The sequence below is a fragment of the Nocardioides ferulae genome (genome assembly GCF_003660455.1).
GTDB classification, from domain to species: domain Bacteria; phylum Actinomycetota; class Actinomycetes; order Propionibacteriales; family Nocardioidaceae; genus Nocardioides; species Nocardioides ferulae.
The window spans coordinates 64,530-79,169 of sequence record NZ_QZVR01000018.1 but is presented as its reverse complement, the minus strand read 5'-3'; the positions used below and the strand labels follow the sequence as shown (position 1 = coordinate 79,169).

Annotated in this window: 17 protein-coding genes; 10 read left to right on the top strand and 7 right to left on the bottom strand. The window is 73.7% G+C overall.

Going from position 1 to position 14,640, the window contains the following annotated elements:
- Positions 1-121: 121 nt before the first annotated feature.
- Positions 122-2,905: an alpha-amylase family glycosyl hydrolase gene (locus tag D6B71_RS17090; RefSeq protein ID WP_121257279.1), complete on the bottom strand. Its 2,784-nt coding sequence runs from the start codon at positions 2,903-2,905 to the stop codon at positions 122-124.
- A 115-nt stretch (positions 2,906-3,020) separates the two neighbouring features.
- Entirely contained in the window at positions 3,021-3,500 is a 480-nt protein-coding gene (locus D6B71_RS17085) for an aromatic ring-opening dioxygenase LigA (protein WP_206051819.1), read from the bottom strand.
- Positions 3,501-3,619: 119 nt separating this feature from the next.
- Between D6B71_RS17085 and paaA the strand changes: the two genes are divergently transcribed.
- The 5 genes from paaA to paaE are packed head-to-tail and all read left to right on the top strand — an operon-like array spanning position 3,620 to position 7,410.
- Positions 3,620-4,642 (top strand): 1,2-phenylacetyl-CoA epoxidase subunit PaaA, encoded by a 1,023-nt coding sequence (paaA, locus tag D6B71_RS17080; protein WP_121257277.1) that lies wholly within the window; start codon positions 3,620-3,622, stop codon positions 4,640-4,642.
- Positions 4,639-4,938, top strand: coding sequence for a 1,2-phenylacetyl-CoA epoxidase subunit PaaB (paaB, locus tag D6B71_RS17075; RefSeq protein ID WP_121257275.1), 300 nt, complete (start codon positions 4,639-4,641; stop codon positions 4,936-4,938). The genes paaA and paaB overlap by 4 nt, the downstream gene beginning before the upstream one ends.
- Positions 4,935-5,810 carry a 1,2-phenylacetyl-CoA epoxidase subunit PaaC gene (gene paaC / locus D6B71_RS17070; protein ID WP_121257273.1) on the top strand — a complete coding sequence of 292 codons (876 nt, stop codon included), beginning with the start codon at positions 4,935-4,937 and terminating at the stop codon, positions 5,808-5,810. The genes paaB and paaC overlap by 4 nt, the downstream gene beginning before the upstream one ends.
- An 11-nt stretch (positions 5,811-5,821) precedes the next feature.
- Complete coding sequence (gene paaD / locus D6B71_RS17065; protein WP_240641512.1) at positions 5,822-6,331, top strand: 1,2-phenylacetyl-CoA epoxidase subunit PaaD; 510 nt, start codon at positions 5,822-5,824, stop codon at positions 6,329-6,331.
- Positions 6,328-7,410: a 1,2-phenylacetyl-CoA epoxidase subunit PaaE gene (gene paaE / locus D6B71_RS17060; RefSeq protein ID WP_121257269.1), complete on the top strand. Its 1,083-nt coding sequence runs from the start codon at positions 6,328-6,330 to the stop codon at positions 7,408-7,410. The genes paaD and paaE overlap by 4 nt, the downstream gene beginning before the upstream one ends.
- Positions 7,411-7,432: 22 nt before the next feature.
- Here the strand turns inward: paaE and D6B71_RS17055 are convergent, their stop codons facing one another.
- Positions 7,433-8,044 carry a TetR/AcrR family transcriptional regulator gene (locus D6B71_RS17055; protein ID WP_121257267.1) on the bottom strand — a complete coding sequence of 204 codons (612 nt, stop codon included), beginning with the start codon at positions 8,042-8,044 and terminating at the stop codon, positions 7,433-7,435.
- A 95-nt stretch (positions 8,045-8,139) separates the two neighbouring features.
- Here D6B71_RS17055 and D6B71_RS17050 point away from each other — a divergent pair, with 95 nt between their 5' ends.
- The 3 genes from D6B71_RS17050 to D6B71_RS17040 all read left to right on the top strand — a co-directional run bounded on the left by D6B71_RS17050 (position 8,140) and on the right by D6B71_RS17040 (position 10,541).
- The gene (locus tag D6B71_RS17050; RefSeq protein WP_240641511.1) at positions 8,140-8,919 is read left to right on the top strand and encodes a lytic murein transglycosylase; all 780 of its coding nucleotides are present in this window, start codon (positions 8,140-8,142) and stop codon (positions 8,917-8,919) included.
- Positions 8,920-9,152: 233 nt separating this feature from the next.
- Entirely contained in the window at positions 9,153-10,025 is an 873-nt protein-coding gene (locus D6B71_RS17045) for a glycerophosphodiester phosphodiesterase (protein ID WP_121257264.1), read from the top strand.
- 252 nt (positions 10,026-10,277) lie between these two features.
- A complete protein-coding gene (locus D6B71_RS17040) occupies positions 10,278-10,541 on the top strand; it encodes a PspC domain-containing protein (protein WP_121257262.1) in 264 nt (87 codons plus the stop codon).
- A 17-nt stretch (positions 10,542-10,558) separates the two neighbouring features.
- Here D6B71_RS17040 and D6B71_RS17035 read toward each other — a convergent pair whose 3' ends face one another.
- Complete coding sequence (locus D6B71_RS17035; protein WP_121257260.1) at positions 10,559-11,005, bottom strand: hypothetical protein; 447 nt, start codon at positions 11,003-11,005, stop codon at positions 10,559-10,561.
- Positions 11,006-11,122: 117 nt separating this feature from the next.
- Between D6B71_RS17035 and D6B71_RS17030 the strand changes: the two genes are divergently transcribed.
- Both D6B71_RS17030 and D6B71_RS22910 read left to right on the top strand, forming a co-directional pair.
- A complete protein-coding gene (locus D6B71_RS17030) occupies positions 11,123-11,560 on the top strand; it encodes a VOC family protein (protein ID WP_121257258.1) in 438 nt (145 codons plus the stop codon).
- Between the two features lie 53 nt (positions 11,561-11,613).
- Positions 11,614-13,158, top strand: coding sequence for a beta propeller repeat protein (locus D6B71_RS22910; RefSeq protein WP_164519717.1), 1,545 nt, complete (start codon positions 11,614-11,616; stop codon positions 13,156-13,158).
- Between the two features lie 11 nt (positions 13,159-13,169).
- On the opposite strand, the gene D6B71_RS17020 is transcribed toward D6B71_RS22910, so the two are convergent.
- The 3 genes from D6B71_RS17020 to D6B71_RS17010 form a co-directional block, all read right to left on the bottom strand.
- On the bottom strand, positions 13,170-13,583 hold the full coding sequence (locus D6B71_RS17020) for a hypothetical protein (RefSeq protein WP_121257256.1): 414 nt from the start codon (positions 13,581-13,583) through the stop codon (positions 13,170-13,172).
- Positions 13,580-14,179 carry a hypothetical protein gene (locus D6B71_RS17015; protein ID WP_121257254.1) on the bottom strand — a complete coding sequence of 200 codons (600 nt, stop codon included), beginning with the start codon at positions 14,177-14,179 and terminating at the stop codon, positions 13,580-13,582. Before D6B71_RS17015 ends, D6B71_RS17020 begins: the two co-directional genes overlap by 4 nt.
- 62 nt (positions 14,180-14,241) lie before the next feature.
- The gene (locus tag D6B71_RS17010) at positions 14,242-14,556 is read right to left on the bottom strand and encodes a S1 domain-containing protein (RefSeq protein WP_206051818.1); all 315 of its coding nucleotides are present in this window, start codon (positions 14,554-14,556) and stop codon (positions 14,242-14,244) included.
- Positions 14,557-14,640 lie beyond the last annotated feature (84 nt).

Here is a 14,640-nt window from a genome sequence, read left to right as displayed (position 1 = left end):
GGGGTTGGTCCTTAGCCTAACCATTCCCCCCAGGGGGATGTTCCCCGCGCCGCCGGCGGACATGCGTCGGGGCCGGCGACGCCATCGCGTCGCCGGCCCCGCAGCCGGGTCGGTCGGGCTCCTACGGCGTAGCCGGCTCCACCGAGGGGACGTGGCTGGACTGGTCCCAGGTGAAGACGTAGCTGCCGCCGCCCTCGGGGACCTCCAGGCTGAGGTTGTCGCCGCCGGCCGCGCCTCCGGCGCCGTAGTTCTCGTCCCACGAGCCGTCGATGGCGACCTTCCAGCTCCAGGTGCCGGCGGGCAGGTCGAACGTGCCGTGCCACTTGCCGTCGGTCTCGTCGAACGCCAGCCGCGACTGCTCGCAGGCGGGGCTCCAGTCCTCGGGGCAGCCGACCTCGCTCTGCAGGTCACCGACCAGCGTCACCGTGTCGCGCGCGGGCGTGGGCGGTGCGGTGGTGACCACCACTTCGGCGCTGGTCACCTCGGGGGCGCCCGGCTCGAGCAGGATCGCCCGGTAGCGCAGCTCGGTGCCCAGCGGCAGGTCGGAGACGTCGTCGGTGACCTGGTAGGCCGGGGACGAGGTGTCGGTGCCGATCGTCTGCCAGTCGCCGTCGCCGACGGCGCGCTCGAACCGGACGCTCTGGGTGGGCCGCTCGGGGTCGACGGTCGCGGCCACGGTGAGTGGGTCGATCGCCGAGACCGTGCCGGCCCCGGGGGCGTTCACCGTGATCGACGGTGACGGGACGCGCGACCCGACCGGCCGGCTGGTCCGGCTGTGGCCGGCGTTGTCGAGCACGGCCGCGCGGTAGCGCAGCCGCACGCCCGGAGCAAGGTCGGAGACGTCGTGGAAGACGCGGTAGGGGCGGGTGTCGTCGGTGCCGATGCTGTGCCAGCGGCCGCCGGCGACGCGGGCGGAGAAGGTGACCTCGTTGAAGGAGGTGCCGCCGACACGGGCCGGCACCTGCATCCGGCTGCGCGCGACCGCGGCCGGCGAGACCCGGCCGATCTTCACCTGGGGCGCCCGGCGGGACTCGGGAACCCGGCCCACCAGCGCGTAGACGCCGGTGGACAGTGCCGGCAGGCTGACCTTCAGGGCGCGCGACCCGTTGGTGCGCAGCCGCTTCGGCCCCTCGCCGTAGATCTTGCGGAAGGTGGCTCGCGGCACGTAGGTGCGGACCCGTGCGGTTGCCTGGCTCTCCCCGTTGTTCAGCGCCACGACGTACTCGCGCTGCTCACGGGCGTCGATCCGGGAGAAGGCCACCAGGCCCGGACCGCCGGCGGAGGCGAAGCGCATCTGGTGGGCGCCGTCGCGCAGGGCCGGGTGTCGCTCGGTGAGCGCGTCGAGGTCGGCGATCGTGCGGTAGAGCGGGTGCTCGGGGTCGAAGCTGTCGGTGGCCGGGGTCTTGCCGTCGGTGCCGAGCTGGACGTCGTCGGCATAGTCGGGAACCTGGCTGGCGAACATCGTCTGCCGGGCGTACTGGTCGTTGCCGGGGCCACCGCCGGTGAAGCCCTGCTCGTCGCCGTAGTAGACGACCGGCTGCCCGCGGGAGAGGAACATCAGCTCGTGGCCGAGCCGGTCTCGCGCCAGCAGCTCGTCGGCGTCGGCGTCGGGGTTCTCGGCACCGACGAAGAAGCCGAACCGGCCCATGTCGTGGTTGCCGAGGAAGGTCGGCAGCGAGTACACGTTCGAGTCGGCGTCGGTGTACCAGTCGTCGTTGCGGAAGAACCGGCCGAGCCGGCTGTTGCCCTGGGACTTCGCAGCGAAGTCCTCGGCCGCCCACTGGAACGGGAAGTCGAGGATCGCCTGCATCTGCGCCGAGGTCGTGTAGTGCGAGGTGAACGCCTTCGCCGCGGCGCCGCTGCCGTCGAGGGCGACCTCGCCGAACATCAGGAAGTCGTCGTTGCCCTGCTCGTGGGCGGTCTCGAGCAGGGCCGGGCCGAACGACTCCCAGAACGCGTCGTCGACGTGCTTCATCGTGTCGATGCGGAAGCCGTCGATGCCGAAGTCCTCGACCCAGGTGCGGTAGATGTCGATCATGCCGTCGCGGACCGTCGGGTGCTCGGTGAACAGGTCGTCGAGGCCGAAGAAGTCGCCGTACTGGCTGTCCTCGCCGGTGAAGGTGGTGTTGCCGCGGTTGTGGTAGAGCGAGAGATCGTTGAGCCAGGCGGGGACCTTGAGGTCCTCCTCGCCGTCATCGAGCACCGGGACGTACGGGAACGAGGTGGCCGGGTCGAGCTCGGGGAACGCCTGGTCGGAGAGCGGGCCGCCGGCGAAGTCGCGGTCGTCGAACGGCTCGCCGTCGGCGTCGCGGTAGGGCTCGACGTCCTTGGGGACGTAGGCGGTGCGGGAGCCCTGCTCGTAGCCGATCACGTCGGCGGTGTGGTTGGTGATGATGTCGAAGAAGACCTTCATGCCCCGCTCGTGGGCAGCGTCGACCAACGCGGTCAGCTCGTCGTTGGAGCCGAGGTGGGGGTCGATCTGCGTGAAGTCGGTGATCCAGTAGCCGTGGTAGCCGGCCGAGGGGCCGTCTTCGAGCTGGACCGCCTTGTTCTTGAACACCGGGGTCAACCAGATCGCGTCGGTGCCGAGACCCTCGATGTAGTCGAGCTGTCCGGTCAGGCCGGCGAGGTCGCCGCCCTGGTAGAACCCGCGCGCCGTGGGGTCGAAGCCGGTCTCGTTCGGCCCGCCGGTGAGTCCGCCGGTGTCGTTGCCGGTGTCGCCGTTGGCGAACCGGTCGGCCATCACGAAGTAGAAGCTCTGGTCGGTGAGCGGCCCGCGCAGTGAGTGCCGGGCGATGGCTCGCTCGTCGTCGTCCGGGCCGACGGCCTGGGCCGGGAGCGCGCTCGCGCCCAGGGCCGCGGTCAGGCCCGCGGTGACGAGTGCGGCACGGATGGTTCGACGCATAAGCCCTCCCGAGTGATCTGCGCCACAGCTGTGGCGCGTCGACCGTAGACCCCGGCGCCGACGGGCGACAAGCCCGCCGGCGCCGGCCGGTCTGACGCTCGGGTCGAGCGGTCGGTCAGGCGGTCGCCGGTCCGTCGGTGCGGGTCACCGGGCCGGTGCCGGCAGCGTGGTTGGCGGCCTTGGCGGCCGACATCAGCGCGAGCGCGACCAGGATGAGCGTGAGTCCCAGACCCATCGCCATCGCCGCGACGCCGAACGCGACCACGGAGGTGAACAGCGAGGCGCGCAGGAACGAGGCCGACATTGCGGTCTCGCGCAGCGGGTCCTCGCGGTCCAGCTCGGCATAGGCCTTGCCGCCGGTGGCCTCCAGGGCGTGCTTGTCGATGATCTGCGCTTGGGCGTAGGCGGAGAACGGTCCGTCAACGTCGTCTCCGGCGAGGAAGTCGGCGTCGTCGGCGACCGTGATCCGCGCGTCGGACAGCTGGTCTTGGACCATGAACCAGGTGACCGCGCCGGCCACGATCATCAGCGCTCCGATCAGTCCGACGATGGTGGCGAGCAGCTTGCTGCTGCCGGATCCCTTGGCTTTGGCCATGTCTGCTCCTCGAGTCGTGTGATTGGGGCCGTGCTGGTCCCCACCCGCCGACGTTTGTCACTCTATGTGACCCGTGACACACTGAGACTGACCGATCGGTCAGTTAATCGGGAGGCGCGGTGGCGCAACAGACGGTGGACACCTTCGAGGGGCTGCTCGCCCGCGGCGAGCGGATCGAGCCCGGCGACCCGATGCCCGAGGCCTACCGCAGTGCCCTGGTGCGGCAGATGGCCCAGCACGCCCACTCCGAGGTGATCGGCATGCAGCCGGAGGGCGCGTGGATCGGACGTGCCCCGAGCTTGCGCCGCAAGGCGGTGCTGCTGGCCAAGGTGCAGGACGAAGCCGGCCACGGCCTCTACCTGTACGCCGCCTGCGAGACCCTCGGCGCGCAGCGCGCGGAACTCACCAGGCTGCTGCTGGCCGGGGCCCAGAAGTACTCCTCGATCTTCGCCTACCCCACCCCGAGCTACGCCGACGTCGGCACGATCGGCTGGCTGGTCGACGGCGCGGCGATCGTCAACCAGGTGCCCTTGTGCCGCACCTCGTTCGGTCCCTACGCCCGGGCCATGGTGCGGGTCTGCAAGGAGGAGTCGTTCCACCAGCGGCAGGGCTTCGAGCTGCTCTGGACGATGATGCAGGGCACCGACGTGCAGCGGGCACTGGTGCAGGAGTCGGTCGACCGGTTCTGGTGGCCGGCGCTGATGATGTTCGGCCCGCCCGATGCCGACTCGGCGCACAGCGCGCAGTCGATGGCCTGGGGCATCAAGCGGCACGGCAACGACGAGCTGCGGCAGCGGTTCGTCGACATGACGGTGCCGCAGGCCGAGGCGCTCGGCGTGACGCTCCCCGACCCGGACCTGCGCTGGAACCCCGAGCGAGGCAGCCACGACTTCGGCGAGCCGGACTGGGCGGAGTTCCGCGAGGTGCTCGCCGGCCGCGGGCCGTGCAGCACCGAGCGGCTGGCGCACCGACAGCGCGCCCACGACGACGGCGCCTGGGTGCGGGAGGCCGCCCGCGCCTACGCCGAGAAGTCGTCCCGGGTCCACGCCGACACGTCAACGATTCCCGCTTCGGTGGTCGAGCCTGTCGAGACCCGGCGTGTCGCGGAACGGTTGACGACTCGGTCGGAGGAGAAGAGATGAACGACCAGCCACACACCGACGAGTGGGCGGTCTACGAGGTGTTCGTGCGCAGCCGCCGCGGCCTCAACCACGTGCACGTCGGGTCGGTGCACGCCCCCGACCCCGCGCTGGCGCTGCGCCACGCTCGCGACGTCTACACCCGCCGCAACGAGGGCGTCAGCCTGTGGGTGGTGCCGGCGGCGGCGATCACCGCCTCCGACCCGGGCGAGAAGGAGGCGCTCTTCGAGCCGAGCGCCGACAAGGTCTTCCGCCACCCCACCGCCTACCAGGTCCCCGAGGGGGTGTCCCACCTGTGAGCCTCCTCGACGACGGATGGGCGTTCGGTGCCGAGTTCGCCGACCCGCTGGCCAGCCTCGACACCTCGATCCCCGACGGCGTCGACGGCGCGCTGCTCGCGGCGTACGCCCTCGGGCTGGCCGACGACGCGCTGGTGGCCGCTCAGCGGATGACGTGGTGGTGCAGCCGGGCGCCCGAGCTCGAGCTCGACCTGGCCTGGGCCAACGTCGCGCTCGACCTGCTCGGCCAGGCCCGGCCCCTGCTGGTGCGCGCTGCGACCGCCGAGCCGGCGCTGGTGCCCGCGCTGCCGGCCGGCTCACCCATCCCGGCCGAGGACGCACTGGCCTTCTTCCGCGAGCCCGCCGGGTTCCGCAACCACCGGCTCGTCGAGGGTGCGGACGCCGACTTCGCGCAGGCCGTGGTCCGGCTGCTGCTGCTCTCGACCACCCGCTTGGCGGTCTTCGAGCGGCTGCGGCACAGCCGTGACCAGGTGCTGGCCGGGGTGGCGGCCAAGGGGGTGCCCGAGCTGGCCTACCACCGTGACCTGGCCGCCCAGTGGTTCCTGGTGCTGGCTGGGGGCACCGAGGAGTCCCGCCGGCGCACCGTCGCCGCGGTGGCGGCGCTGTGGCCGCTGCACGTCGAGGCGCTGGAGACCCACGCCGTCGAGGTCGCGGCGGCCAGAGCCGGCGTCGGCGCCGACCCCGCAGACGTCCGCGAACAGGTCGCGGCGGTGCTGGGCCCGCTGCTCGAGACTGCCGGTGTGGTGCCGCCGCCGAGCGGCCGCGCCCGCCCGGCGGCGACCGGACGCGACGGCGCGCACACCGCCGAGTTCGCGCCGCTCCTCGACGAGATGCAGTCGGTGGCGCGGGCACACCCGATGGGGCGGTGGTGAGCGTGTCCGCCGTGACCACGCACGCCGAGCGGCGGCAGGCCGCCTGGCTCGTGGCCGCCGCCGTGCCCGACCCCGAGCTGCCGATGCTCACCCTGGCCGACCTCGGTGTGCTGCGCGCGGTCGAGGTGGCCGCCGACGGCGCCGTCGAGGTGGTGCTGACGCCGACCTGGAGCGGCTGCCCGGCTCTCGCGACGATGCGAGACGACGTCGTACGCCGCGTCGACGAGGCGGGCCTCGGTCCGGTGCGGGTGCTGGTCGAGCTGCTGCCCGCGTGGTCGAGCGACGACATCTCGCCGCAGGGGCGTCGGGCACTGGCCGAGCACGGTGTCTCCCCGCCGCGCCCCGGTGCGCGCCGGACCGGCCCCGTCCCCCTGTCCCTCGGCAGGCACCGCGCGGTGTCGTGTCCGCGCTGCGACGGGGCCGCCGAGACGCTGTCGGCCTGGGGCCCGACACCGTGCACCTCACTGCACCGCTGCGGGGAGTGCGGCGAGCCGTTCCAGCACATCAAGGAGGTCGGGTGACGCTCACCCGTCGGGGCTTCGAGGCGTTGCGCGTGGCCGCCGTCGACCGGCTGTGCGCCGACGCGGTGGCGGTGACCTTCGACGTGCCGCCCGAGCTGGCGGCGGCCTACGACTTCGCGCCGGGCCAGTCGGTCACGGTGCGCCGCGAGATCGACGGCGCCGAGCATCGGCGCAGCTACTCGGTGTGCGCGCCGGCCGGCGCGCCGCTGCGGATCGGGGTGCGGGAGGTGCCCGGCGGACTGTTCTCGAGGTGGCTGGGCCGCGAGGTCCGGCCCGGCGACCGGGTGGAGGTCCAGTCGCCGTCGGGTCGCTTCGTGGCCGACCCGTCCGTGCCGGGCCGGCATCTCGCCGTCGCCGCCGGTTCGGGCATCACGCCGGTGCTCTCGATCGCCGCGAGCGTGCTGCGCCACCCGGCCTCCTCGGTCACCCTGGTGGTCGCCAACCGGGGATCGGCGAGCGTGATGTTCCTCGACGAGCTGGCCGACCTCAAGGACCGGCACGGCCCGCGGCTGGAGCTCGTGCACGTGCTCTCCCGCGAGCCCCGCGACGCCGAGCTGCTCTCCGGCCGGCTCGATGGCGAGCGGCTGCTGCGGGTGCTCGCCGCCGTCGATCCCCGGCCTGGGGCTGCCGCCCGCTACGACCACGCCTGGCTCTGCGGCCCGCTCGACCTGGTCGAGCAGCTCCGGGTGACCCTGGTCGACGCGGGGCTGCCCCCCGCCCGCGTGCACCGCGAGCTCTTCTTCGCCGGCGACGAGCCGCCGCCGCGCGCCCCTCTCCGCGTCGAGGAGATCCCCGCCGGCGGCAGCACCGCGGTCACGGTGGTGCTCGACGGGCTGCGCAGCACGGTCCGGGTGCCGCGCGACCGGCCGCTGCTCGACGGGCTGCGGCCCACGCGGGCCGACCTTCCCTATGCGTGCCGGGGTGGGGTCTGCGGCACCTGCCGGGCCCGGGTGACCGGCGGGCGGGTCGAGATGCTCCGCAACCATGCCCTGGAGCCGGACGAGGTCGCCGCCGGCTACACGCTGACCTGTCAGGCAGTGCCGCTCGACGAGCAGGTCGTGGTCGACTACGACGCGTGAGGCACCCCGCCAGGGGCCCCGGCTACGAGCGTGGCGCGAGCCCCTCGAAGGCCACCGCGACGACCGCGTCGGCCAGCGCGGACGCCGGGAGGGTGCCGTCGGCGCGGTACCACTCGACCAGCGAGTTCACGGTGCCGAACAGCAGCCGGCTGACCAGCTGCGGCGGCAGGTCGGAGCGCACGGCCCCGGCGTCGGCCGCGTCGGCGACCAGACCGGCCAACCGGGCGTCGAGCTCGCGGCGGCGCGCCAGCGCCGCCTGCTCGACCGCTCCGTTGCCGTGCACGCGCAGCAGCAGCGTCACTGCCGGCTGGTGCGCCACCAGCGTCTCCACCCCCGCGCGCACCGCCGCGCGCAGGCGGTCCTCCGCGGACCCGGGGCCGGTGCTCACCCGGTCGAGGGCGCGGGTGAGGGCGTCGAGGGCCTCGTCGAGCGCCTCGGCGAGCAGGTGCTCCTTGCTGGGCACGTGGTGGTAGATCGCCGACTTCGAGACGCCCAGCTCGGCCGCGAGATCGCCGACGCTCGTGGCGGCGTAGCCGCGGGCGTTGAACAGCTCCACGGCCCGGCGCAGCACCGTGTCGCGGTCGTGGCCGGGGCGTCCGCGACGGCCACCGGGCTGGGGGCGCGGCTCGTCCACGGCGGCAGCGTCTCACAGCGGCCGCTCCTGGGACGCGCCCTCGACAGGGGCCGCTCCGGACGTCCATGCTCGTGCCGGCCTCGGAGGTGACCACCGTGAACGCGACCCGCAACCTGCTTCCCGCGGCGCCGCTGGCCATCCTGGCCGGACTGGTGGCCGCGGCCGTGCTGCTCGCCGGCGCCGCGGTGGTGTCGATGCAGCGCCCGGACCGCGAGGTGTTGCTCGCCGCACCGGCGCCGCACCGGGCGGCACCACCGGCAGCCGTCGCGTCCGAGCCGCTGAGCCGCGGCGGCGACCGTCGAGCCCCGACGGTCCCGGTCGTCGACGAACCGTGGCTGGCCGCGACCGCGCAGGCGGCCGGGATGAGCGTGCCGGCGCTGCGGGCCTACGCACGCGCCACCCTGCGCGCTCCGGAGGGATGCGATCTCGGCTGGACCACCCTGGCCGGCGTCGGCTGGGTCGAATCGGCTCACGGCACGATCGGCGGCCGGGTGCTCGGCGAGGACGGCCGTCCCTCGTCGCCGATCCTCGGGCCCGCGTTGGACGGCCGCGGTCCCGTCGCCGCGATCCCCGCCACCGCCGGGTCCACCGCGTGGCACGGCAACCCCGACTGGGACCACGCGATGGGGCCGATGCAGTTCATCCCCTCGACGTGGGAGACCTGGGCCTCCGACGGTGACGGCGACGGCCGGTCCGACCCGCACGACCTCGACGACGCGGCGTACGCCGCCGCGCGCTATCTGTGTGCCGACGGCCACGACCTCGCCACCGGCGCCGGGTGGTCGGCGGCGGTGCACTCCTACAACCACGACGACGCCTACGTCGAAGCGGTCCGCTCCGCGGCGGTCGCCTACGCCGACCGCACCGCCGGTTGACGCCGACCCGTCACTGATTCCCGCGTTCTCGCGGCGTGTCGGTGAACGATCGACACCTCGCACCACCTCCAGGCAGCTCCCCGCTGGAGCACACGGGCGGGCGCGTCCCGGGAGCGCCCGCCCGTCTTCCCCGGCCGCTTCGCGCCGGTTCACCTGGGCGTCATCGGCCGCCGCGAGGGTGAGGTCGCCGCCGGCCGAACGGGCCGGCGGCCACCTCTCGGGAAGGAACCCCCATGTCTGCTGCCCGCCCTCGCCCGCTCGTCCGGTACGCCGCCGGCCTGCTCGCCGCGCTTCCCCTGCTGGCCCTCGCCGGCCCGGCCGACGCGGCGCCCGCGTCGCGCAGCGAGGTCGACGTCGTCGCCCACCGTGGCTCGTCCGGGGCGGCGCCCGAGAACACCCTCGCGGCGGTCGAGCTGGCGCTGGCGCACCGGTCGGACGTGGTGGAGAACGACATCCAGCGCACCAAGGACGGTGAGCTGGTCATCGTCCACGACACCACGCTGACCCGCACGACCGACGTGGAGCAGGTCTTCCCCGACCGCGCGCCCTGGAACGTCCGCGACTTCACCCTGGCCGAGATCAGGCGTCTCGACGCCGGCTCCTGGTTCGCCCCCGAGTTCGCCGGCGAGCGGGTGCCGACCCTCGCCGAGTGGGTGCGCGCGGTCGGCCGGCGCACCGGCATGCTGCTGGAGCCGAAGGCCCCCGAGCTCTACCCCGGCATCGAGGTCGACCTCGACAAGGAGCTGCGGGCGCTGCCGGAGTTCCGCCGGGCCCTCGCCGCCGGCCGGGTCACGGTGCAGTCGTTCAACCACGACTGGCTGCGCACCTACGCCGACCTCGCCCCCGACGTGCCGACCGGCCTGCTCTTCGGCACCCGGCCGACCACCGCGCAGATCCAGGACGCCGCGACGTGGGCCGAGGAGGTCAACCCGGCCCTCGGCGCCATCGACGAGGCCACGGTCGATGCGATCCACGCCAGCGGGCTCGAGGCGCACGTGTGGACGGTGAACGCCGGCCAGGACATGCGCCGCGCCCTCGACTGGGAGGTCGACGGCATCATCACGAACTACCCCCAGGTGCTGCGCGACATCCTGCGCCGCCGCTGACCGGACGCTCCGAGACCGACGTCGGGCCCAGCGGCGGGCCCGGCGTCCGCCTTCATCCGCGACGCCCGGATGCTGGCGGTGGCGATGGCGACCAGTACCCGAGCACTGGCCCGTTCCGGTGAACCCGGGGGTCGCTCGGGGTCGGCTCAGGGCGCCACCCGATGGTGCGCGGGCCGCCCGCGGAGCACGCTGGAGGTGTGGGGAGAAGCCCCCGCAACCACGCCACCACCGCTTCGAGGGAGTGCATCGACCATGACCGACATCCACCAGACCTTCGCCCAGCAGGGTCTGATCCGCCCCCGTGACGGCCGGATCCTCGGTGGGGTGTGCGCCGGGCTCGGCCGCCGGTTCGGACTGACGCCGTGGATGGCGCGGCTGCTCTTCGTGCTCGTGCTGATGGTGATCCCGGGCAGCCAGTTCCTGATCTATCCGGTGCTGTGGATCCTGATGCCGTCGGAGGAGCAGGTGTTCGCGGGTCCGCCCGCGCCGCCGATGCCCCCCACGTCCGTCGCCTGACCAGGGGCCGCGGGCGGTCAGCGGCCGGTCCGCCAGACCGGTGCGAACCGCCGGACGTACGCCACCGCGCGCGGCCACGGGTCGTGCACGAACAGGTGCGGGGCCCGGTGGCGGTGCTCGGCGCAGAACTCCTCCAGCGTCGACCCGATCACCAGCCTCTCGGAGCGGTGCTCGCCCTCGAACTGCCGGTTGGCCTCGATGAGCGACTGCTCGGGGTTCCAGCCGGAGAAGTCGAACGCCCAGTCACCGACCACGGCATAGGTGTGCATGGCGTACCGGGCGCCCGGGAGTCGCAGCGCCACGATCTCCGGTCGCTGCGCGACATGAACGCTGCGGCAGGCCCAGGCCAGGATGTGGCAGGCGCCCGCGGCGAAGAACGCCTCGTCGGTGCGCTCCCACGACGTCCGCTGGTCGCGGCGCTGCTCGAGGGTGCGGCGGAACTCGCCCGCGGCGACGGCGACCATCGCCCGAGGCTAGCCCCTGCTCCGCCTCTGGTGGCGACCACGGACGGGTCACGCCACCTCCGGAGGGGCGACGCTGAGGTCTGGCTGCCCGGCAGGCAGGTGGGTAGCCTGCGATCCATGCCCGTCAGGCTCGAGAACGTCGCGATCGCGGTCCGCGACCTCGAGGCGGCCGTCGCCTTCTTCACCGACCTCGGGCTCGGCGTCCTCGGCCGCGACACGGTGCGCGGCGAGTGGACCGACACCGCGGTCGGGCTCGACGGCAACCACGTCAAGCTCGCCATGCTGCAGACGCCCGACGGCGAGGGACGCCTCGAGCTCTTCGAGTACCTCCATCCGGCGGCGATCGAGACCGAGCCCACCCGCCCCAACGAGATCGGCATGCACCGGGTGGCGTTCTCGGTCGACGACCTCGACGAGGCGCTCGCGATCGCCGCCCGGCACGGCTGCCACCCGCTGCGCGGGGTGGCGACGTACGAGGACATCTACAAGCTCACCTACGTCCCTGGGCCCAGCGGCATCCTGGTGATGCTCGCCGAGGACCTGAGGAGGGGCTGAGGCGGATCGCTGCCGGCGCGGAACCGACCCTCCCCACGCCGCGTCGTACCAGGGTGCCCCCGTCTCGTGGACTCGCCCTCGCCGCGCTCTCCCTGTGCCTCCTCGCCGCCTGCGGTGAGCAGACCGAGCCCGACGGGGGTTCGGGTGAGCCGCTCTCGGGCGGCCCGGGCGAGTGGAGCACCCAGCACCTCGACGCCGAGGTCGGCGCCGACCAGGCGCCGATCCTGGCCACCTCTGGAGACGACGCGGTCGTGCTCACCGTCTCCGAGGGCGGCACCCTCGTCTCGCACCACTCGAACGACGGTGCGGCGTTCGAGACGGGTGAGCCGTTGGCCACCGGCATCGACTACCTCCAGCTCGGCGGCCTGGTGCGGCTCGCCGACGGCGACTGGTTCACGCTCGGGTCCGGCGGCAGCGTCGAGAGCGACGGCGACACCGAGTTCACCTTCGAGGCCGTGGCCCTCCGCAGCGACGACGGCCTTGCCTGGGAGCAGGTCGAGGTGTCCGGCTTCGCGCACGCCGTCGACGTCCACGACATGACCGTCGCCGGCGACACCGTCGTCGTCGCCGGCGGCTACCGGCTGGCCGAGAACCCCTCGATGGGCGGCTTCCAGGCCCAGGTGTGGACCAGCACCGACGCCGCGGCGTTCACCGAGGCCGATCTGCCCGAGGTGCCGGAGCCGCGCGGCTTCCGCGGCGAGTCCTACGCCGGTGACGTCGCGCAGGTGGGCGAGCGACTGCTGGTCTCGGGTCGGGTCGACCGCACCGCCGCGGTGTGGGCCTCCGGCAACGCCGGGGCCGGCTGGGTGCGGGTGTCGGACCCCGCGCTCGAGGAGGTCTACGAGGTGACCTCCCTGGCGGTGGCCGGCGACGAGGTCGTCGCCGGTGTCGGCGAGGGCAAGCTGCCCGCGTTGGTCTCCACCGACGGCGGCGACTCGTGGGCTCCCGTCGAGGGACTGCCCGAGCGAGGTGAGACCGCCTGGGCGCCGATGTGGTCGGACGGCGCCAGGTTCTGGACCCTCACCGGCGTCGACGACACGAGCTGGAGCGAGCCCGAGGTCTGCTACGCCGACCTCGACCAATGCGGCAAGAGCCCCGGCCCGCAGCTGGTGGTCAGCGACGACGCCGAGACCTGGACGGCGGTCGACCTGCCCGGCGAGCCGGACCAGGTCGCCGGCACCGCCGACGGCCGCACGCTGGTGCTCGGTGCCGACCGCGACGGCCCCGTCGTCCACGAGCTGCCCGCGGGGACCGCGCCACCCGAGGCCGACACCCCCGCCGAGCCCGAGACCGTCGAGCTGGTCACCCTCGCCGAGGGCGAGCAGCCCGACGTCGGCGTGCGCTACCACGCTCCGATGTACCTGCACTGCGGCATGACCTGGTTCTGGTTCGGCGACACCACCTGGCGGCGCACCGATGGCGGCCCCGACATCGAGACCGGCGCCGGCGACGGCGCGATCGAGGGCTGGCCCTACGCCAACGGCATGCTCTACGGCTACGCGACGCTCACCGACGCCGACCACCTCGAGTACGCCGACGAGGACGGCGAGGTGCTCGCCACCTACCGCCGGAACCCGAACGCGCCCGGCTGCGACTGACGGGCAGCCAATCAGTCGTCGGTCACCTTCCCCACGCAGCGGCGCCCGGAGGCATTGCTGGCGACGGCTTCGATCGTGAGCGGCTCCTCATCGCGGGCCACTGCGAACGCCGACCAGCGGCCGCGCTTGCCGGCGGTGGCCTGGCTGCCCACGCCCTTGCCGCCGTCGTCGCCCTCGAACGAGATGCTCCAGTCCCAGGAGGAGCCGGACCGCACCCCCCGGGCTCGGATCTCCCCGCGGACACGGTTCTCCTTCGGGTGGGTGACCACCAGGACCAGGTCGCCGGGCCCCTTGCACCGGAGCTCGGCGCGCGCTGGCGCCTGTGCTTCACGGGCAGAAGCCGTCGAAGTGGCGGCCGGGACGCTCGCGGTCAGGGCCATGCCCACGAGGAGGGCCGAGGCGGCGTGCCGCCAGATGTCGGTCATGCGGGTTCACCAACGTCGGTTCGAGTGCCGTCTTGAGCACCATAGTCGCTGAGGCCGCGGCCGCGGCGACGGAGCAGGCCGACCGCCAGGCAGCCGGTCGACGCGAGCACCAGTCCGGCCGGGAGCGCGACCCACGTGCCCCACGCGGCCAGCGGCTCGGGGAGCACCGGCTCGTGCTCGACGAACACGGGGCCTGCGGCCGAGGGCCCGCAGGTGACGCTCACGGTCTCCGACGGCGCGTCGAAGCGCAGCGTCGCAACCCAGTCGGCGGCGCTCCCGCCGGGCCGGGTGCGGGAGCCGTCGGTCGGTGTCACCGCGACGGCGCGGCCGGTGTCGGCGTCGGTGACCGCACACTCGGGGGCGGTCGCGAACGCCCCGTACGCCCAGATGAGGGCCGGGCCGGAGTCGGCCAGCGAGACCTCGTGGGCGCGCCCGTCGGTGGCGACCTCCCGATCGTCGGGCCAGTCATGCTCGAAGGCACCCGGCACGGCCAGCACACCGGACGCGGCGATGGCCGCCACCAGCAGGAGGCCGGCGGCGATCAGCCAGCGCCGTGCCGCCGCCGGACAACGTGCGACGGGTGAGGACGTCGGCATGCCGCGACCGTAGCGGACCGGAGGGACGCCCCTGGCGCCACCGTCGGGCCGGGAACGCTCGGTCAGCCCGGCTCGCCGTCCTGGTCGGTCACCAGGTGCAGGCCCGAGGTGAAGGCCGTCGACGGGCCGGAGATCGTCGTTCCCGACTCGACCGGCTCCTGGCCGGCGGGCCACACCGCCGTCGCGCGGTAGTCGTACCCGTCCTGGGGGAACTCCTCCACGAGCATCTCGACCTGCGTGCCGGCGTCGAGCGCCTGGTAGCCGTGCACCTTGACGCACGAGAAGTGCACCCAGCAGCCGCCCGGGGTCTCCTCGGAGTCGAGGACTCCCCAACCCTCAGCCTCGGTCCAGAACCGCACCTGCCCCAGGATCGCCATGAGTCGAGTCTCCGCCACGCCGGCAAACCATGGCCGGGCTGTCGACGTGGGATCGCTCGCGAGGCTGCCGCGGCTGGATCGAGG